The sequence below is a fragment of the Aestuariispira insulae genome (assembly GCF_003385955.1).
Lineage (GTDB): Bacteria > Pseudomonadota > Alphaproteobacteria > UBA8366 > Aestuariispiraceae > Aestuariispira > Aestuariispira insulae.
In genome coordinates, this window is record NZ_QRDW01000008.1 from 110287 (window position 1) to 129951 (window position 19665).

22 protein-coding genes and 1 tRNA gene are annotated in these 19665 nt (G+C 55.8%); 6 read left to right on the forward strand and 17 right to left on the reverse strand.

What is annotated here, in order from left to right; all coding sequences use genetic code 11:
• The first annotated feature begins 556 nt into the window (after positions 1-556).
• The 3 genes from DFP90_RS16955 to DFP90_RS16965 all read left to right on the forward strand — a co-directional run bounded on the left by DFP90_RS16955 (position 557) and on the right by DFP90_RS16965 (position 2765).
• On the forward strand, positions 557-1891 hold the full coding sequence (locus DFP90_RS16955; RefSeq protein WP_115937706.1) for an MFS transporter: 1335 nt from the start codon (positions 557-559) through the stop codon (positions 1889-1891).
• Between the two features lie 65 nt (positions 1892-1956).
• Complete coding sequence (locus DFP90_RS16960; RefSeq protein ID WP_115937793.1) at positions 1957-2310, forward strand: TraR/DksA family transcriptional regulator; 354 nt, start codon at positions 1957-1959, stop codon at positions 2308-2310.
• 32 nt (positions 2311-2342) lie between these two features.
• On the forward strand, positions 2343-2765 hold the full coding sequence (locus DFP90_RS16965; protein WP_115937707.1) for an EVE domain-containing protein: 423 nt from the start codon (positions 2343-2345) through the stop codon (positions 2763-2765).
• Between the two features lie 28 nt (positions 2766-2793).
• Here DFP90_RS16965 and DFP90_RS16970 read toward each other — a convergent pair whose 3' ends face one another.
• Positions 2794-3003, reverse strand: coding sequence for a dodecin (locus tag DFP90_RS16970; RefSeq protein WP_115937708.1), 210 nt, complete (start codon positions 3001-3003; stop codon positions 2794-2796).
• Between the two features lie 162 nt (positions 3004-3165).
• Here DFP90_RS16970 and DFP90_RS16975 point away from each other — a divergent pair, with 162 nt between their 5' ends.
• Genes DFP90_RS16975 through DFP90_RS16985 form a run of 3 tightly spaced genes read left to right on the forward strand, consistent with a single transcriptional unit; the run spans position 3166 to position 4697 of the window.
• A complete protein-coding gene (locus DFP90_RS16975) occupies positions 3166-3372 on the forward strand; it encodes a hypothetical protein (protein WP_115937709.1) in 207 nt (68 codons plus the stop codon).
• Between the two features lie 10 nt (positions 3373-3382).
• The gene (locus DFP90_RS16980; RefSeq protein ID WP_115937710.1) at positions 3383-4168 is read left to right on the forward strand and encodes a hypothetical protein; all 786 of its coding nucleotides are present in this window, start codon (positions 3383-3385) and stop codon (positions 4166-4168) included.
• Between the two features lies 1 nt (position 4169).
• Positions 4170-4697 carry a macro domain-containing protein gene (locus DFP90_RS16985; protein ID WP_115937711.1) on the forward strand — a complete coding sequence of 176 codons (528 nt, stop codon included), beginning with the start codon at positions 4170-4172 and terminating at the stop codon, positions 4695-4697.
• Positions 4698-4799: 102 nt separating this feature from the next.
• Here DFP90_RS16985 and bhcD read toward each other — a convergent pair whose 3' ends face one another.
• The 16 genes from bhcD to DFP90_RS17065 form a co-directional block, all read right to left on the reverse strand.
• Positions 4800-5765: an iminosuccinate reductase BhcD gene (bhcD, locus tag DFP90_RS16990; RefSeq protein WP_115937712.1), complete on the reverse strand. Its 966-nt coding sequence runs from the start codon at positions 5763-5765 to the stop codon at positions 4800-4802.
• A gap of 11 nt (positions 5766-5776) precedes the next feature.
• Positions 5777-6940, reverse strand: a complete 1164-nt coding sequence (gene bhcC, locus DFP90_RS16995) for a 3-hydroxy-D-aspartate aldolase BhcC (RefSeq protein ID WP_115937713.1) — start codon at positions 6938-6940, stop codon at positions 5777-5779.
• A gap of 40 nt (positions 6941-6980) precedes the next feature.
• A complete protein-coding gene (bhcB, locus tag DFP90_RS17000; RefSeq protein WP_115937714.1) occupies positions 6981-7937 on the reverse strand; it encodes a beta-hydroxyaspartate dehydratase BhcB in 957 nt (318 codons plus the stop codon).
• A gap of 214 nt (positions 7938-8151) precedes the next feature.
• The gene (locus DFP90_RS17005) at positions 8152-8601 is read right to left on the reverse strand and encodes a MarR family winged helix-turn-helix transcriptional regulator (RefSeq protein ID WP_115937715.1); all 450 of its coding nucleotides are present in this window, start codon (positions 8599-8601) and stop codon (positions 8152-8154) included.
• A 2-nt stretch (positions 8602-8603) separates the two neighbouring features.
• Entirely contained in the window at positions 8604-9752 is a 1149-nt protein-coding gene (locus DFP90_RS17010) for an Acg family FMN-binding oxidoreductase (protein WP_115937716.1), read from the reverse strand.
• Positions 9753-9848: 96 nt separating this feature from the next.
• Positions 9849-10304, reverse strand: a complete 456-nt coding sequence (locus DFP90_RS17015) for a MaoC/PaaZ C-terminal domain-containing protein (protein ID WP_181905421.1) — start codon at positions 10302-10304, stop codon at positions 9849-9851.
• Complete coding sequence (locus DFP90_RS17020) at positions 10297-10710, reverse strand: DUF2000 family protein (protein ID WP_245957104.1); 414 nt, start codon at positions 10708-10710, stop codon at positions 10297-10299. The genes DFP90_RS17015 and DFP90_RS17020 overlap by 8 nt, the downstream gene beginning before the upstream one ends.
• On the reverse strand, positions 10707-11123 hold the full coding sequence (locus tag DFP90_RS17025; protein ID WP_115937719.1) for a MarR family winged helix-turn-helix transcriptional regulator: 417 nt from the start codon (positions 11121-11123) through the stop codon (positions 10707-10709). Before DFP90_RS17025 ends, DFP90_RS17020 begins: the two co-directional genes overlap by 4 nt.
• Before the next feature lie 88 nt (positions 11124-11211).
• A complete protein-coding gene (locus DFP90_RS17030) occupies positions 11212-13779 on the reverse strand; it encodes a PAS domain-containing sensor histidine kinase (RefSeq protein WP_115937720.1) in 2568 nt (855 codons plus the stop codon).
• Between the two features lie 59 nt (positions 13780-13838).
• A complete protein-coding gene (locus tag DFP90_RS17035) occupies positions 13839-14444 on the reverse strand; it encodes a PqiC family protein (protein WP_115937721.1) in 606 nt (201 codons plus the stop codon).
• Positions 14445-14469: 25 nt separating this feature from the next.
• Positions 14470-16215 (reverse strand): PqiB family protein, encoded by a 1746-nt coding sequence (locus tag DFP90_RS17040; protein ID WP_115937722.1) that lies wholly within the window; start codon positions 16213-16215, stop codon positions 14470-14472.
• The gene (locus DFP90_RS17045; protein ID WP_115937723.1) at positions 16212-16847 is read right to left on the reverse strand and encodes a paraquat-inducible protein A; all 636 of its coding nucleotides are present in this window, start codon (positions 16845-16847) and stop codon (positions 16212-16214) included. Before DFP90_RS17045 ends, DFP90_RS17040 begins: the two co-directional genes overlap by 4 nt.
• Positions 16844-17500 (reverse strand): paraquat-inducible protein A, encoded by a 657-nt coding sequence (locus DFP90_RS17050; protein ID WP_115937724.1) that lies wholly within the window; start codon positions 17498-17500, stop codon positions 16844-16846. Before DFP90_RS17050 ends, DFP90_RS17045 begins: the two co-directional genes overlap by 4 nt.
• Positions 17501-17599: 99 nt before the next feature.
• Entirely contained in the window at positions 17600-18916 is a 1317-nt protein-coding gene (locus DFP90_RS17055) for a SpoIIE family protein phosphatase (protein ID WP_115937725.1), read from the reverse strand.
• A gap of 221 nt (positions 18917-19137) precedes the next feature.
• Positions 19138-19455, reverse strand: a complete 318-nt coding sequence (locus DFP90_RS17060) for a hypothetical protein (RefSeq protein ID WP_115937726.1) — start codon at positions 19453-19455, stop codon at positions 19138-19140.
• 61 nt (positions 19456-19516) lie between these two features.
• Positions 19517-19592 (reverse strand) — tRNA-Thr (locus DFP90_RS17065).
• Positions 19593-19665: the final 73 nt, after the last annotated feature.

A 19665-nucleotide genomic window follows, 5' to 3' on the forward strand; every position in this document is an offset into this window, starting at 1 on the left:
CTTGATGGCCGGGCGTTTTCTGTTTGGCTGCTGGGGGACAGCCAAATCAGAAGGCTTTGAATGCCCAGATCATTAGGGCCAGAACAGTTGCCCAAAGGCCCAGACCGGCCGCAAGGGCCAGGATCAACCCCTGCATAGGTCTGAGTAATGTTTCCGGGCGGATCGGTTCGTTGGGGCATGGCTTTTGGCGGCACCGGGGCCGGTCAGTCGCGGGTTGCCGACTAAGGGGCTGGAAAGGTGAATAATCGCTGTCATAAGAAGACCAATGAGAAAATGACATAGGCGGTATCCTCCTGTTTTGACGCCCCGTGTTTCGACGCCCCGTGTTTCATCAAAACACACAGGTCTTAGACTTATTCCCGGGAAGAGCCGAAAAACTGTCCGAAAATCGGCAAACATCTCCCAAGTTACGAAGAAACAAGAAAATTTTGCGAAGTCGCATCTAGGAGTTTTTACGACGTTCCTGTAGAGTTTTGCGACGCTGGCAACGTGCATAAGCGCCGTTCTCGCATTTGCGAAATGGTCTGTGCCCCAATTGGGGAAGAAAGGAAGCCTGATGTTTCATGCGGTAAAAGGCTGCTGGGCGCTGTTTTTGGGGCTTGGTCTGATGATGCTTGGCAACGGGCTGCATGGCACGTTGCTTGGTGTGCGCGCAAAATTGGAAAGCTTCCCCAATGGCCTGACCGGTATCGTGATGTCGGGCTATTATGTCGGCTTCTTGCTGGGCTCGATGATTGTTCCCAAATTGGTGAACTCCGTTGGTCATGTGCGGACCTTCGGCGCCCTGGCCGGCCTGGCCTCGACGGCTGTGCTGCTGCATCCGGTTTTTGTGGATCCGATCAGTTGGGGCATCATGCGAATCCTGACCGGCTTTTCCTATGCGGGGCTCTATATCGTTTGTGAAAGCTGGGTGAATAACGCCTCCACCAATGAGACGCGCGGCCAGATGCTCAGCTTTTACATGCTGGTGATCTTTGGCGCGCTCTGCCTGTCGCAGCTTTTGCTGAACGTGGCTGACCCCAGCAGCTTCGAGCTGTTCACCCTGATTTCCGTTTTGATCAGTGTTGCGGTGGTGCCGATCCTGGTTTCCGCCACGCCGGCCCCTTCCTATGAAGCCTCGGAAAATGCCAGCATGCTGATGCTTTATCAGGTGAGCCCACTCGGCGTGGTCGGGCTGTTTTTCACCATGATGGGCCAGGCCATCCTGTTTTCGCTGGGCGGTGTATATGCAGCGGAAGTGGGCATGAGCGTGCCGCAGATTTCCCTCTTCATGTTGATGATGTTTGTCGGCGGGCTGCTGTTCCAATGGCCGATCGGCAAGCTTTCGGACATATTTGACCGCAGGCAGGTGATCGCTGTGGTTGCCTTTCTGTCTGCCGCGACCGGGGTGGGCTGTGTTCTGCTGGAAGACAACTATATTATGCTGCTGGTGATGTTCGGGCTATTGGGTGGGCTTTCCTCACCGCTATATTCCCTTTGCCTGGCCCATACCAACGATTATCTGAACCCGCAGCAGATGGTCGCAGCCAGTGGCACTCTGGTTTTGGTCAGTGGCCTTGGTGCAATTTTCGGCCCACCCGCCGCAGCCTTTGCCATGGAACAGTTCGCAGCGGATTCATTCTTCTGGGGCACGTCCGTTTGTTTTGCCCTGATCGGGGTTTTTGCCCTCTATCGTATGACCCGGCGTGCCTCCCTGCCGCAGGCGGAGCAGGGGGATTATGTGGCGATGGCGCCCACGCCCAATACCGCCGGTTTGAACCCGGAATTCGATGGCACGGAATGGAACCCCTGCGAGCCGGATCATCCCGATACGGTTGAGGAATTGTTTGAAGAATTCCTGACCGGTGAGGATGATCTGATCGATGAAGAGGAAGACCGGGAGAATTCCTGATCCATTCCGGAATGGCTGGAGCCAATCTACTGGCCAAGCTGTCTTGAATGCCACAGAATAAAGGCATGAGCGAAAGACAGGATATAGATCTGGCGGGGTTCGAACGGCAATTGCTGGACCGGCGCGAGGAATTGTCGGCCTTGGCAAAAAACAGCGAAGAGGCCCGTGCGCCGGTCGCGCTGGATCAGACCATGCAAGGGCGGCTTTCGCGCATGGATGCGATGCAGGGCCAGGCCATGGCGCAGGAAACCGAACGCCGGCGCATGGCCGAGATCGGGCGCATTGATGCGGCGCTGAAACGGATCGGGCAGGGGGATTACGGTTATTGCGTCACCTGTGACGAACCGATTGCGGAAAAACGGTTGCGGCTGGACCCCAGTATTCCCACCTGTATTGCTTGTGCAGGCGGATCTGTCTGAAACAAAGTGACCACTGAAGAACGGGGACTGACATGCAATATTGGCTGATCAAATCGGAACCGAATGCCTGGTCGTGGGAGGATCAGGTCAAACGCGGTGCAAAAGGCGAGCATTGGGACGGGGTTCGTAATTATCAGGCGTCCAATAATATGAAGGCGATGAAGCTGGGCGATCGCTGTTTCTTTTATCATTCGGTCAAGGAAAAGCAGATTGTCGGCATCGTGGAAGTCTGTAAGGAATATTATCCCGACCATACCGACAAGACCGGGCGTTTCGGCATGGTGGACGTAAAAGCGGTCGCGCCGATGAAAAAGCCGGTGACATTGGCTGAGATAAAAGCCGAGCCGCGCTTGTCGGAATTAGCCCTGATCCGGCAAAGCCGGCTTTCTGTGGTGCCGGTGGACGAAGCCTCCTGGAAACTGATTTGTCAGATGGGCGAAACTTCGGCCATCTAGTCTAGCCCGGCCAATTATTGAAAATCCGTCAATCCTTGATCCGGAAGCCTACTTTCAGGACCACTTGATAATGGGCGACCCGGCCGTTTTCGATATGGCCCCGGGTTTCAATCACTTCGAACCAATCCAGATGTTTCAGCGATTTCGAGGCAGTTTCGATGGCATTCTGGATCGCTTTTTCGATGCTGGTCGCTGAGCTGCCGACCAGTTCGACTTTTTTATAAACATGATCCGACATCACATGTCTCTCCTGTATTAAGGACGGTGTATTTCAGCAGGTTAGCATCATTTTGCGCTGTATCGTCATGAAATTGCCGAACTGGCCGTGCTGTCTGTTTGAGCCTGACCCATTTCGGGCTATACTGAACCTATAACCATAAAGCCGACAGGGGCGACCGGGATGTATCTGAAAACCAGTGACCCGAAGTATCATTTTGGCGCGGCAATGCTGCTGATCAAATCCCATGGAGAGCAGGCATCCGATGTCGCGCGGGAGAAGGCCGACCGTTTCGCCAGAGAGGGCGATTTGGAAAACCAGGGCGTCTGGTATTGCATTGGCCAGGCAGTAAACGCCTTGCAGAATATGAATCCCGATATCCTTCATTGAGTAACTTGAAATGACATTAGATACAGATGACGCCGTGGCGGTGCCGCTGCCGGTTTTTGACCTGCTCGGGCAGGCCTATGGACAGACTTTCCGGCATGTTGGCGCCCTCATTCTGGTTAGCTGGTTTCCGGCGCTGATTTTCCTGCTGCTCATGATGTCACTGGAATTTGTCGATGACTTGGTCGATGCGGACAGTTTCTGGCCAGCAGGGTTGAAGGTCACATCGGCCTTGATCTGGGTGCCGATGATGACCACTTGGCAGCGCTGTTTGTTACAGGGCCGCGAAGAAGTGGTGGGTTGGAAGCCGTTGCGCCTGCGCCGGGAGGAGTTTTACTTCTTATGCCTGTTCCTGTTTTTGGGATTTGTGATCGGCGTTCCGGTATTCTTTACCGGGTTCATTCCCTATGGCTGGGCGGCGGCGGCCCTGGTGGCCTTGTGGGTGGTCAGCCGGTCGATCCTGATGTTTCCCGCAATGGCGCTTCAGGTGGAAGAGGGCAGCTGGGTGATTGTGGAGGCGACCAAGAAACGGTCCTTCAAGATCGGCACGATCCTGTTGTTGAATATCGCAATTGTGGGCGGGCTGTTTTCTTCGCCCTATCTTCTGGTAGAGTTCCTGGATCTTTATGGGGATCTCTCCGCTACGATGATGAACCTTCTCTGGCCGATCTGGATCACGGTGGGGGGGGGGGTTTTCATCGCAACGACGCTGGCGATCGCCTGCCTCTTGTTCCTGCGTTTGCGCCCGCTCGTTGTCCAACTGGAAGATGACCAGATGTATGATTACAGCGGGAAATAAGATGGTGGAAAGCGCAATTAAACTGGTGCGGGCGAATATTGCCACGCTCGATGTTGATGCTATTGTCAACGCTGCCAACAAAAGCCTGCTGGGCGGCGGGGGTGTTGACGGAGTCATTCATGCGGCTGCCGGTCCCGGCCTTAAGGAAGAATGCCGGGCCTTTGGCGGCTGTCCGACGGGAGAGGTGCGTATCACATCGGGCCATTCCCTGAAAGCGCGCCATGTGATCCATGCGGTTGGTCCTGTCTGGAAAGGCGGGGGTGATGGGGAAGAGGATCTGTTGGCACAAACCTATCGGAATATCCTGAAAGCTGCGTCGGACTATGGGCTGGGCCGTGTCGCCATACCGGCAATCTCAACCGGTGCCTACTGTTTTCCGGTGGAACTGGCGATCGGGATCGCGGTTCGAGAAATACGGGCAGGCCTGGAACAAGCCGATCAGCCGATGGAAATCATTTTTTGTTGTTTCGATCGTAAGACCGTCAAGATTTATGAAAAGGCTTTGGGAATGGTTGCGCAAGAGACATAAAAAAGCCGCCGGGAGGGGGCTAACGCTCCCGGCGGTGGGAATGAAGGGCTTAAGGGAGAGGTAGCTCCCAAGGGAATAAGCCCCGCGGGGTAATTTTGTCTCTTAGATATCGATGCCCAGGGCGACACCTTTGTCCTTGGCCAACCTGACGGCCGCATCGGCAACGGCCAGGTCCTGCAGGCCGACACCGGTGCCGTCAAAGAGCGTGATTTCATCGTCACTGCTGCGGCCCTTATGGTCGCCGTTGATCACGTCACCGATCTGGTTGATGTCATCTTCTTTGATCAACCCTTGTGCAATGGCATGCTGGCATTCGCCGATCTCGATCGACTGTGCGATCTCGTCGGTGAAGACGGTCGCGGCCGCCACCATATTGGCATCCACTTCCTGCTTGCCCTTGGTGTCGGTGCCCATGCAGGCGATATGGGTGCCGGGCTTGATCCAGTCTTTCATCAGGAGCGGTTCAAAGCAGCTGGTGATGGTGATGATCACATCGGCCTGCTGCCCCATGGTCTCGCGGTCCACCGATTCAAACGGCAGGCCCAGCTCCTGGGCTGTCTTTTCCAGATTGCCCAGCATGTTGGGATCCACATTCCAGGCGATCACCTTGTCAAAGTCCCGCTGGGCAGCTGCGGCGCGCAGCTGGAAAGTGGATTGGTGACCGGCCCCGACCATGCCCAGGATTTTGGAGTCTTTCCTGGATAGATATTTGATCGAAATCGCGCTGGCAGCGGCCGTCCTGACAGCGGTCAGATAGTTGCCGCCGACCATGGCATGGGGCCGGCCTGTATCCGGATCAAACAGGAAAACAGTGGACTGATGGTTGGTCAGGCCCTTTTCCATATTGCCCGGCCAATACCCGCCGGATTTCAAGCCCAGCACCTGACCCGCCCGGTCGAAACCGGATTTGAAACCGTAGAGCGCATCCGCATGGCCGATGGCTTCGCGGATCACCGGGAAATTATAGGCGTCCTTTTTGGCCATGGCACCAAAGACGGCTTCCACGGCGGTGAAGGCATCCTGTTCGGAAATCAGGTCCGGGATGATTTTTTCGGGAATAATCAACATCTGCCAAATCCTTAGTATGCTTTGCCGCGTGCGGTGATCGGCCAGAGGGTTTCCACCTTGCCGCCCCGAACGCCAACATACCAATCATGGACGTTGCAGGTCGGGTCGCAATGGCCCGGCACTAGGCGCAGTTTTTCATTGATGGCCAACTTGCCATCGGGATCGGCGATCACCCCATGCTCATCAGAGCATTTGACATATTCCACATCGTCGCGGCCAAAGATCACCGGCAGGCCGGAATCCACACTCTGCGCCTTCAGACCGGCGTCACAGATCGCCTTGTCTGCTTTGGCATGGCTCATGACCGAGGTCAGGATGAAAAGAGCATTTTCCCATTCGCCCTGGTCGATGCGCTTGCCGTCCTTATCCAGAATGCGGCCGTAATCTGCATCCATGAAAGCATAAGACCCGCATTGCAGTTCGTTATAGACGCCGGACGCCCCTTCGAAATAGTAGGAGCCGGTGCCGCCGCCGCCGACAATGTCGCATTCCAGGCCTTCGGCTTTTAAGCCTTCCACAGCATCGACGACCATGGCGACCGCGATATCGATCTTGGCCTTGCGGTCCTCGTAGTTATCCAGATGCTGCATTGCGCCCTGATAGGCCTGAATGCCGCCGAATTTGAGGCCGGGGGCGGCGTCGATCGCCTTGGCGATGGCGACCACATCGGCGGTTGTGGTGACGCCGCAACGGCCGGCACCACAATCAATTTCCACCAGGCACTCGATTTCCGTACCATGTTTGCTGGCCGCGGCAGAAAGCTCCGCCACATTGGTGATGTCATCGACACAGCACAGCGTGCGCGCACCCAGTTTCGGCAGTTGCGCCATGCGGTCGATCTTTGCCGGGTCGCGCACCTGGTTGGAGACCAGGATGTCTTTCACCCCGGCGCGGGCGAAGGCTTCCGCCTCGGACACTTTCTGGCAGCAGACACCGCAGGCATCGCCATGGTCGATCTGGTAATGGGCGACATCGGCGGATTTATGCATCTTGCCATGTACCCGGTGGCGCATGTTGGTTTCGCGGCAGAAATCACGCATTTTTGCGATATTGCGCTCAAACGCGTCCAGGTCGACAACCAGGCAGGGGGTCTGGATATCGGCTTCGTCCATGCCGATGGCGGCTGGTACGTCATAACCCACTTCCAGTTTCGAGAAATCAAGTCTGTTGCTCATTGGGGCTCTCCACTCTTGCATCTTTTATCGATTATTTGTTTCAGGCTTTCGGCAGCCAGGGCAGTTTGTTCAGGTCCACATTGCCGCCGGTGATGATCACGCCGACCCGCTTGCCGGCGAAGGCCTCTTTATTCTTGAGGATGGTGGCCAGCGGCACGGCGCTCGATGGTTCCATGACAATCTTCATCCGCTGCCAGATCAGGCGCATGGCCTCGATGATTTCCTCTTCTGTCGCGGTCAGGATGTCGGTGACATGGTTGGAAACGAAATGCCAAGTCAGGTCTTTCAAGGGTACTTTCAGGCCGTCGGCCACGGTCTGGGGCGCGTCATCGGCAATGATGTGGCCGGCCTTGAAGGAACGGTAGGCGTCATCGGCGTTTTTCGGCTCGGCCGCGATGATCTCCACATCGGGGGCGATACTGGACAGGGTCAGGCAGGTGCCGGACACCATGCCGCCGCCGCCGATGGGGGCAACAACCGCATTCAGCCCCTCCACCTGCTCGGTCAGTTCCAGCGAACAGGTGGCCTGGCCCGAGATCACCCGATGGTCGTTATAAGGATGGACAAACTCTGCGCCGGACTTGGCGACAACTTCAGCAAAGACCGCTTCTCTGGAAGAGGTGGAGGGTTCGCATTCCACGATGGTGCCGCCATAGCCTCTGACGGCTTCCTTCTTGGCTTCCGGTGCGGTGCGCGGCATCACAACCGTGACCGGAATGCCCCGGCGACCGGCAGCGTAGGACAGTGACAGCGCGTGATTGCCGGAGGAATGGGTGGCAACGCCCAGCTTTGCCTTTTCCTCATCCAGGCCAAAAACGGCATTGCTGGCACCGCGCACTTTGAAGGCCCCCGCTTTCTGGAAGTTTTCGCATTTGAAGAAAAGCTCCGCACCGGCCAGCTTGTTGATAAAGCTGCTGGTCAGAATCGGGGTGCGATGGATGTGGGGCTGGATCCGCTCCTGGGCGTTACGCACATCATCGAAGGTAGGTACATACATCTTGTTGCTTCCCGTCTCGCATTGGAAATCATCGGCTTCCGCGAGAGCCTCCCTGTTGTCCGGCGGACCGGACAGACCTCTTGTTTGCGGAAAGGGCCATTCCAGAAAGATGGGCAGCGCTTATGTTTTAGGAAAGCTATAAAAAATAAAATTAATCTTTTAAAAATTTTGATAATAGAGCAAAGAGACTGATCTTATGGCATTTTTGGGTGGTTTAAGCAGAGCGGTTTTCATCCAGATATTGCCGGACTTTCACCAGCAAAGGAAGCAGGCGCTCAATCTCGGCGTCATTGAGTTGAGCGGACAGGGCAGCCAGAAGGGGGGTGACGGTGGTAACCGCCTGTTGTCGCACGGCCAACCCCTGGGGGGTGAGGGATACCAGTTTTGACCGGCCATCTTCCGGGTCTGGACTTACGTGCACCAGATCCCGCGCCTCCAGTCGCTGGATGGTGTTGGTCATGGCGCCCCGGGTCACTTGAAATGCATTGGCCAGACGCACAAGGCTCCATTCACCGCCCAGTCTGGCCAGGTGGTTCAAGACATTGAACTGTGACGCCTTCAAACCGTCGGGCAGCAATCTTTCCAACTCGGTCCGCGCCAGCTGTTCTATGATCCCAATCTCACCCAGAAGTCGGAAAATGGGCGGGTCGTTCAGCTCCGGCAAGGTCAGCCTTTCTTGATGAATGTCTCCAGGGGCCAGCGCGGCGATGGGGCGGACCGGTCTGCATAGCCCAGACGGGCCAGCATCTGGACCGTATCACCCGCGGCGGGGGCTAGCAATTCATGGATCGCACCGTTATTGCTTGCCATTTCGGGGTATTCCTGCAACGCCTGGCTCATGGGCTGCATGGCAATGCCCTCGGTTTCGGCGCCCAGGGCAAGGCGCATATAGCTTCTGCCAGCCAAGATCTGATCGGTTCTGGAATTGCCCGGTGTGGTGATCCAGGCAAAACCCATGGCGGTCATGGCGGTGCGCTCGACCATTTCCAAACCGCCCCGGAAGGCCATGCTGGTGGGATCGTTCAATGTTTCCCTCGTCAGGATACCGGCAAGATTCATGGCTTCCAATACCGGCCCGCCGAGCGATATGCCATCGGGGTTGGCTTCGATCTCCGCTTTGCCGATGCGCATCAGATCAATACTTTCCTGATGGGCCGGTTTGGTCCGCATTTCCACAAGCATCGCATCCCGGGTCAGCTTTCGGAGTTTCCCAACAAGGGGATCAGATTGGCTGGTTCTGGTGGCGGCGGTGCCGATTGCTGTACCGGTCAGTTTATTGAGGGCATCTTCATCAAGAGGGCGTGACAGGTCGTAAGCCGTGCGGTTCGTGCGTCTGGTCAAAATCGCCGGGAACAGCGGAACATGCGCCAGGTTTTTGTTTTCCCGCAGGGTTAGATGGGCGATAGGGCGATGATCCAGATGGCGGCCTGGCTCACCCTCGGGGAAATAATCAATGGCGGCGGCATAGCCCTGGGCGGCCGCCGCGATCCTGAAGGTTTCCAGGAAGCAGCCCAGGCCGATGGTGATCTGCCGATTGAATGGGTCGGTGGCGGGCAGCAGCCGATCCAAATCGCAGGTGAGGGCGGCATTGAGGCCGGGTTTCAGATGAACGATCCAGGGCTGGCGATTATGTGGGTTGGGGGCCAGCAATGCATAGGACAGCGCTTGCAACAAGGGATTCCCGGTTTCTTTTCCGGCATTCCTCCAGGGCGTTAAGGCCCGGCTTGGATCGCGGGTTAGGGCAAAGCCGGCGGCTGAAGCAACAAGAATGCTGCTGCCCAGTCCGGCAATTTTCAGAAACGTGCGGCGGTCCATCTCGTTTTCCTTAGTATGTTTAACGCTAAACTAAATATATAGTTTAACGTTAAACAATGAAAGGTCAGTGAAATGAAACTTCTGTGACTGCAGCGATCAGACTGTTTTTTCCGGGTAAACGAGGATTTCCCAATCCTGTGATACGATGATGTCCCCGGTTGCGCTATCCTTTGTCAGCGCGGTGAGCGAGGCATGTGCCCGGTTGCCTTTTGTCGACGGACGCATTTTTTTAACCGTCGTCTCGACGTGAATGCTGGTGCCCGGTGGCAGCGGTTTACGGAACAGGATATTGTTGACACCAGCTCCGACGAAATGAGCTTGACCGAACGGATTGGCCTCCACCACCAGACGCATAGTCACAGAAAGCACATGCCAGCCACTGGCGACCAATTGGCCGAACGGTCCTTCTTTTGCGGCTGTTTCATCCAGATGCATGGGTTGAGGATCATATTTGCCGGCAAATTCAAGAATCTCCTCTTGCGTGACAAGATGGCTCTCTGTGCGCAATTGAGTGCCGGGTTGCAGGGCTTCCATGAGGTGGAGGTCAGCCATGCATCTTTGCTCCCTTGGTGATCTTATCGACGGTTTTTTTCTCGGCGCGCATGGCCAGTCCGACGATCTTGGCATTGTCCGGTCCGAAAGATTTGAAGACGGCCCGATTGGCATCATCATGGCCCGTCTGGAACATTTCTTCGACATAGGCCGAGGTTTTGACCTGTCGGTTTAAGGCGCGGTTATGGATTTTTGACAGCGTGTTGCCGTCGCCCTCCAGGACGATCATCGGCTGTACGGCCAGCGGATTGAATGTATTGCCGTCGGCATCCTCATAATCCCTGCCCAGTATCTCAGGCGTTTGGCCGACAAGACCGCTGGTTAGGAAAGCGACCACATTCATCTTCTGCCAGCTGGCCAGATCGTTCCGTAACACAATTGCGATTTTGGTGTCGAACATGCTCATGTCCCTTTCCCTAGTTTGATTAGCCCCTGGCGTACTTTCTTGGCTTTGCCGCCCAGGATCATGTCTGCCTCTGCATTCAGGCGATCCATCGCATTGTCCAGCTCCGGCAACAAACTCCGGGCCTTGTCCTGGAGTGCCAGGCGGTTGATCCGGCGATCCTGACCATCCGGCACACGGGCGACCATTCCTTGTTTTTCAAGCCGGTCAACAACGCCGGTGAGGGTGGCGCTATCCATGAACAGGGTTGTGGCCAGCTCGCTGCCGGTTTGCAGGTCATATTCGTAAAGGGCCCGGATCACGGCATATTGCACCGGGGTCAAATGATAGGGCGCCAGCAATTCCCGCGCCCGGCGGTTGATCTGTTTCGCTGCGCCGCTAATAAGATAACTTATGCAATCCGTAATATTTTCCATGACGGTATTATGTACAAATAATATTTGTATACAAGATATATGTGCAAAAAGTTTTAGGAGTGACTGGGTAACTCGGCCTGTCTAAAGATCAGTTGGTAATGCTGGAAAAGAGATTGCTTTGCTGTTCCGGCAAGCGCCGCTCAAGGGACAAGGTCAGCGTGACGGTGGTTCCTACGTCTGGAGTGCTTTCCATGGAGAGATTGCCGCCATGCAATTCCGCCAACTGTTTGCTGAGCGCCAGGCCGATTCCGGTGCCGGGTTCTTTGGCGGTGCCCGGATGGCTCAGCTGCACAAAGGGTTCCAAGACGCGGTCGATGTCGGCCGCATCAATTCCAATGCCGTTATCCGTCACGGAAAGCCGTATGGCATCATCAATCACCAGGCGTACTGCGATATCACCGCCAGAATTGGTGAACTTGATCGCGTTGGACAGAAGATTCAACAGGATCTGGCGTAAGGCGCGTCCATCACCAAGAATCGGGCAGTTCTGAGGGGCGGCCGTTGATAGATGAATGGATTTGGCTTCGGCCAATCCCTTAACGATGCGGGTGCTGGCCTCAATGATCTCAACCAGATCAATGGATTCCTCCTGCAACTCCATAGTGCCGATTTCGATCCGGGATAGATTGAGAATATCGTTAAGCAGGGTGAGGAGATGCTGGCCGCTGGTCCGGATGTCGTCGGCATATTCCACATAGCGGTCATTGCCGACCGGGCCCAGTTCCTGTCGCTGGATCATTTCGGCCAACCCCAGGATGGCATTCAGAGGCGTGCGCAATTCATGGCTCATATTGGCCAGGAATTCCGATTTGGCCTTGCTGGCCATCTCTGCGGTGATACGGGCTTCCAGGGCGTCTTGTTCCGCTTGTTTCAAGGGCGTGATATCGCTTCGGATGCCAACAATCCAGCCTTGACCCATGGAACGTTCCCGCACAGAAATCCAGCGTCCGTCATCCAGGCGCGCGATATAGGCATCCTCAGAGCTGTCACGGTGAACCCGCAACCGTTTGTTGATCCAGCCCTCGCGGTCATTTTGCGCGCGATCCGAAACCACATTGATATGTTCCAGCGTATAGCGGAGGATTTCTTCGTAGGTTTTACCGACCGCGCCGCCGGGGATATCCCTGAGGAAAGGATAAATCTGCAGATATTCCTCGTTATAGAGCGCCAGGCGGTCTTCCTCATCCCACAAAGTGACACCGTCGGCCATGCTCTCGATCGCGGCATGAAGGCGTTGTTCGGCCTGGCGCAGGGAGGTGACATCGCGGGTGACAAAAGCGACCAGCGCGGGCGCGCGTTTCGTGGCCGGCACCAAAGAGGTCTTGCCTTCAAAAATCACTTCGCTGCCCTGAATGGTGAGGCAATATTCGACAAACTGGTTCTTGCCGGTTTCCAGCGTCTTAGAGACAACCTCTTTCAGCTTGGAGGCAACATCATGGGGCAACAGGTCGGAAAAGCGTTTGCCGATCAGATCCTGGCGATTGCGGATCAATAACCTTTCGTCGCCGTAAATCTCCAGATAGCGCCCCTCGGCATCAAACAGGAAACCCAGGTCGGGCAGGGCGGCGGCAAAGCCGGTGAGGCGGCTTTTTGACTCGCTGAGCGCATCCTGGTTATCCGCAACCTGCTGTTCCAACATGGATGTGGCGCGACGCAAAGTATGCGTGCGCATCATCATGAAAAACCAGGCTGCTAGGAAAATGACCAGGGTCAAAATGGCGCCCAGCGACAGGCTGAGCCAACGCATGGTATTCATGCCTGCGGCCAGCTCGCTGTCAGGGGCGGATAGGGCGATGATGAATTTGTGTGGGCCAAAGGATACCGAATCCCACGCGGCCAGTTTTCGCACGACCGCGCCGCTTCGTTTGCGGGTGAAATGATAGGTGTCAACGCCGCTTTTTTCGCTGATCAGCCGATTATCGAACCGACGCAGGTCCGGATAATCCACATGCATACCGTCGAAAACACTGCGCCCGATAATCTCGGTCTCATGGTCATAAAGGATGGTTCCGGCCTGATTCATCAGATATCCCGCGCCAAATTCGCCGGACCGGAGGGGGGAGACATATTTCTGGGAAAGATCAGCGATATCCACCAGACTGACAAGCAAGCCCCGGGTCATGTCACCTCGCAAGTCATTGGCCGGGATAGGAAACAGAACTGCGGCAATCTGATGGCTGTTGGTAACCAGGAAATCGGGAAAGAGCAGATAAGGATCGGTCCGGTTTTCGGACTGCCAATAGTTGTTGAGCCAGAAGGCTAGCTGTTGATCAACAACGGAATCGCTTTCAAAGCCAGCGGCAGCCACCAACTGACGGTCCGGCCCGTAATGGATGAAACGGACAGAATCGCCAAAATTCGAAAGCGCGCGGGTTAGGATTTCTGCCGAGCGCCTATTGCCGGGTACGGGGCCTCGCTGGGCCTCGCTCAGCGTCAAGGCGACTTCGCCGGCCCGGGTGGACAGGAAATCAAGACGCTGCTGCATGCTCGCCGCGCTGGATTGGGTCAGGAGCGCCTGCTGCTCCAAAAACACATGTTCCTGATCTTCAGCGGCAAATCGTTCCGCCGTGAAAACCGACATTGTGAACAGGGCCACGGCAACCAGGACAGTTGCAAAAAAATAAAGGCCCGACCGGTTTTTTGGCGAAAGAATCATGAATTCACTTCTGGATTAGGATTGGCACATTCTTGTACGAAATTCACATATCATGAAAATCACGAGGATGCTAATGCAACGGTGCGCGCAGCCGTTGCAAGATCGCCAGCCAGCTCCAAAACGAGGTTGCTCAGGGCGGCGGCGTTATCTTCATGGCCGCCACCATTTTGCGACTGATAGATCTTTCCATCCCGTAAGCGAGGTTTGCCATCCAGGCTATTGAACAGGCTCCAACGTGCTTTCAGGCTGACATCCCCCGTCGGGGAAAAACGGACTTCTGCAATATCCAATGTAATCTGAATGACGTCCGGTCCGGGGCGCAGAGACGCCGGATAGGCATAAACCTGTTCGGTTTCAAGCGCTGCCGACAGATTATCGATCAACACACGTTTGAGATTGTCGTGCAGCGGTTCAGCCCATTGATCCAATTCTGACAATGCGAGCTTGTTGTCGGAGGTATGAGTGACCAATTGCGGCCTGTCCAGATAGCCCGGCAACGTGACCGGGCCCAGCAGAACAGCTTTACCCGCCGACAGGGGCGGGCCGTCCTGTTCCGCTCCACCGGCGGACAGCATGTAAAAACGTGTCGGCTGGGACGGACTGCCAACGCAGCCGGCCAGCAGAAGGACGGCGGCCAGGGCAATGAAGAGGCGTTTTGATATCATATCAATACTGTCCTTGTTTGATGGCTCAAGGCTGGACCCCCTGCGGGGTTTTGCCGGTGATCAAAGCGCTGGGGTTGCGCTCCAGATAGGCCGAGAGATTGCGGATGGAGCGTGCGGAAGCGGAAAGCTCGCGCAGCATGTTTTCCAGGTCGTAGCGGAGGGGCGAACCATCGGCCAGCATGGAATTGGCGGCACCGAACATCAGCTGTGCGGATTGGATGGTTTTCTCCGTTTGTGCCAAGGTCGCCCTGGCATCGGCTAACGCGCCGGCCGCTTCGGGGATCACAGTCTGGTCCAAATTCTGCGTCAGGTCCTGTGCATTCTCCGCCAGCGTGCGATATTCAAGCAAGGTTGCGTTCAAGGTCCGGACAGTTTCCTGGATATCGTCCGATGTCACCAGTTGTTCCACGCCCTCTGCCGTGCGCAGCATGCTGTTGGAAAGCTGGTCAATCGGCAGCCTCTCGATTTTTTCCACCAATTGGGTGATGGAGGTGGTGATTTCCTCCAGGCTGGTGGGGATGGTGGGAATTTCCGGGAAACCGTAACGATTGCGCTTGGAATAGTTCGCGGGTTTATCCGGTTCCATCACCAAATCTACAAACAGCTGGCCGGTCAGGAAGCTGCCGGTTTTCAATTGCGCCCGCATGCCATGCTCGATTTGTTGCTTTAGGCCGCCGGTCATGCTGGGAACATCGGCGCTGCTATCGACAAAGCGGATGCGCTGGGGTTCCAGCTGGATCAGGACCGGTATGAAGAAATCCCCGGTGGAACGGTCGATCTCTAGATTGATATCGGTGACTGTGCCAACCCGGATTCCCTTGAATTCCACTGGTGCCCCCACATTCAGGCCACGCACCGACCCTTCAAAATAAAGAATGAAGGACTGTTTTTCTGTATATTGCGCCTCTTCAATATCCTCTTCGCTGCCAAACAGGGTGAATTGATGCCCATCCGGCGCAGGTGCCGCATCTTCCAGGGAGACGGGCGTTGAGAATTCGATACCGCCCAGCACGAGGCTTTGCAGGGAGGAGGCGTTAAGCTTCATGCCCTCCGCGGTTAAAGAGAGATTGATGCCGCTGGAATCCCAAAAGCGGGAGGAAACAGTGACCAATGCATCATAGGGGGCCTTGATGAAGATCCGGGTTGTGATGGATTGTTTGTCATCAGAGAGCGAATAGCCCAAAATTTCGCCCGCCTCGAAACCGCGATAATAGACCGGGGATCCGACTGAGTAACTGCCCAGCTTCCGGGACGCGAGGATGAATTCCCGCCCTTCGGCACTGGAGGTCAACTGGGGCGGTTCCTCCAGGCCGGTAAACTCAGAGGTGGAGGCACCTGGCTGGCCGGGATCAATCTCGATAAAAGCCCCGGATACAATGGTGTCCAGGCCGGAGATACCTTTCAAGGTGACCCGGGGGCGAACAACCCAGAATTTCGAATTTTCGGAAAGATAGGATTCCGACCCGGCCGACATGCCAACAGTCAGTTTAACCCCGCTTAAATCGGGATTGAGCTGGATTGCTTCGACAGTGCCGACGATCACATCCTTGTATTTGACCTTGGTTTTACCCGCTTCAATGCCTTCGGCGGTCTCAAATTGGATGGTGATGGTTGGCCCCTGATCGCGTATGGCCTGCACGGCCAGCCATCCGGCAATGGCCAGGGCAATGATCGGCACCAGCCAAATGGAAAACAGACTGGCCAGTCCGCGGCGGATCACCAGGTCATCGCCTTTGTTATTCTCAGACGCAGGTTTCGGGGCATCGGTCATTTTACAGTTTTCTCTTTCACATCCCAGATCAACCTGGGATCAAATTTCTGGGCGGCAATCATGGTCAGAACGACCACAGCGGCAAAGGCGATGGCACCGGGCCCTGCCTCGATGGTGGCGATGGCATCCAGCTTCACCAGGGCCACCAGGATGGAGATCATAAAAATATCGATCATCGACCAGCGGCCGATCAGTTCGGTCATGCGATACATTCTGGTGCGCTGGCGGCGTTTGGCGGCAAGGTTCCACTGGACCGAGACCAATAGATAGGCCAGCACGCCGATTTTAAGCAGCGGCACAAAGACACTGGCTATGAAAACCAACAGGGCGATGGGGTATTGGCCGGCGGCGGCCAGGTGAATAACCCCGCTCATGATGGTGTCCGGCGCGCCGCTGCCAAAGGAAATAACAGTCATGATCGGCATCATATTGGCCGGGATATAAAGAATGGCGGCAGCCAGAAGATAAGCCCAGCTTTTGGCGAGGCTGAGCGGCTTGCGCCGATGCATCGGCGCCCGGCATCTTGGGCAATGATGGCTTTGGCGGCTTTCCAGGAATTGTTCCGACACCAATAGGCCACAGTCATGGCAGCCGATCGCCCCCAGCTCTGCCGCTGTTTTTTGCGTGCTCATAGTTCATTCCCCGTCCGGATATCCTCTTCCAGACGCCATATGACCCGGTCGTCCAGGGTGACATTGGCCAGGGTGATGGCGATCACCATACCAACGAAAGCGGCCATGGAGGGACCGGGGGTGACGGTTGCAAAATCAGTCAGCTTCACGAAGGCGACAATGATGCCCAGGATGAAAACTTCCGACATGGCCCAGGGCTTCAGCCACTCAATGGATCGCACCGCATAGACGAAACCCTTTGGAATCCGGCTAAATTTCAAGGGCAAAAGGACATAAAGGATTGATATAAGACTGAAGAAGGGAACGGCGACGGAGGAGATAAAGACCAAGAGGCCAAGTTCCCAATAGCCGCTTTTCCAAAACGCCAATGATCCGTCAATCAGGCGGTTGGATTGCTCCCGGCCTTCCATTTCAAAGGTCAGCAGAGGAAACATATTGGCGGCGATGAAGAGAATGAGGCCGGTCAGCGCGAAGGCCAGGGATCGGTCCATGCTGTTGCGGCGCTGCTGATACAAAACCGCCCCGCAACGGCCGCAGGCGGCGATCTCACCGTCAAGCAGGCGTCGCACCGGATGCACCAGGTCACATTCGTGACAGGCGATATACCGGTCGGTATAGCTCTCCAGCTTTTCCAGCGCCAAGACCGTTTCCATCCATTTGATTTTCCTGCAACAAGGATTACCTCATCAAGGCCGTGAAAGGCAAATGACGAAGTTGGCCGGGCGGCCGATCAAAGGGTCGATGAGACAAAATCAATAATCAAGCGCCTGCACGGCCATCATGGCGATATCCTCGCATTGCTGGGCGCCTGCCGCATGCAGGGTTAGGGCATGATCGATTTCTTCAAGGGATTTCCCGGCAGCATTGGCTCGTGGCAGTGCATCAAGCTGGTATAGCAGTTCTGTTTCGCCAAAGGGTTCCTGATTACCGTTTTGGCGGTTGATGGCGCCTTCGGTAAAGATGAAAAAGCGATCCCCCGGTTCCAATCGGCCGAGACCGATTGTGAAATCAACATCCTCGCAGCCACCCAGGCGCGGGGAGGCCTCGGCATCAAGGAAATGGAAGGCATGGCCATTGCGGGAGACAGCCGGAGGCTGATGGCCGGCCAGGCAATAGTCAAATCCCCGTTCTTGAAGGTCGATCACGGCCACGAATAGGGATACCTGCATGCCGGATTTGTTGGACTGACAGACCAGGTTGTTGAGAATACCCATGCGTTTGGCGATATCGCCGGGCCGTTGCATCTGACCGCGCAGCATGCTCATCACCTGGACCATGAACAGGGCAGCGGGCATGCCTTTGCCGGAAACGCTGCCCATGGCGAGGCAAAGATGATTATCTTCCATAAAAAATGCATCATAGAGGTCGCCGCCAACCTTGGCCGCTGGCTTCATCAAACCGGCCAGTTCTAGCCCGAAATCCTGAACCGCCATCTGCGAGAGATCGGGCAGCATGTTTCTTTGCAGATCTGCCGCATGGGCCAACTCGCTCTGCAGATGATCACAGAGCAGTTTTTGTTCTCTGGCCGCCAGGATCATTTCATTATGGGTGCGCATGCGTGTGGTCAGGATCCTGAGCATATTGCGCGCAATGTGACGCGATTTGCCAAAACTGTTCCAAAATCGGCTGGCATCGATCTGGATAACCGTGGCGGAGCCATCGCAGATGACTGTGGCCGAGGCGGGGCCGCGATCTATCACCGACATTTCGCCGACACATTCACCCGGTTCCAGCAGGATACCCTCATCTTCTTGTGAATCATCAAGGTGAATTTTCAGGCAGCCATCAATCAAGAGATAGAGATAGCGGTTGCGTTGGCCGCGCCTGATCAGGACTTCTCCATCGCTAAACTGCTTTTGCGGCAGACTGCTCAATTCAGATTCGAGCAGGTGATAAGGGATCTGGTGAAAGAGTTTTTGTTCGGAAATATAGCCGTTTGAACGCCGGTCGCGGCCGCGCCGGTTGTTGGAGGCGATGGGGCGCATCGGTGGCTGTGACGGCGATAGGAGAAACGGATTGCTTAAACGGCGATCACATCCCCGCGGTTCCCATTCTGTTCGATCCCTCATGGCATGGCTCCATGGTCAGTTCGTTTTCTGGGCACAGTTATTTGTATTTTTTTCTCGGAGGCAGTCACCATGCCGATGGCATGGGATCCACAGCCCCTCCCCCGCGTCCGGATCCAGCCGGAAACATTCCCGCCGGATGGTGGCGGATACCATGGATTTATATCACGAATAGGGGGGCAGAGATATGTTGAACTGACAAAAAGACACCATTCCCGATAGCTTTAGCCGAATGGCGGTACTTCCCGTCGTTGATCCGGGCCGGGATTGGCAAAGGTGATTGCGATGGTGCAGGTCAGTTCCTCGGGGCTGCCTGTCGGCATGGGATCCTCTGCACTGGCCCGCAGGCCCTTTTCCAGAAGTAATTCCAGGAAGCGGGCAGTTGCATCGCCGGGCAAGTCAAAATTGATTGTGGCGGACAGATTGGAAAACAGGCTGTGGCCGGTGATCCAGCCACCGGCACGTGAGATGGCGTCCCTGACTGCGTCAATGGCGAGCGGCCCGGGCTGATTGGTGATCAAGGAAAAACGGGCGAATTTCATCTCAATGCCCCTGGCTCTAAATACGGAAAGGCCCAGCGCCATAACGCCGGGCCTTCCATGATGGTGCCGACTACGTGACTTGAACACGTGACCCCCGCATTACGAATGCGATGCTCTACCAGCTGAGCTAAGTCGGCTTAATGATGCGCTTTCGCGACGGCGCGGAACATACGGCCAGTCTGCCCTTTTTGCAAGAGCTTGTGAATCAGT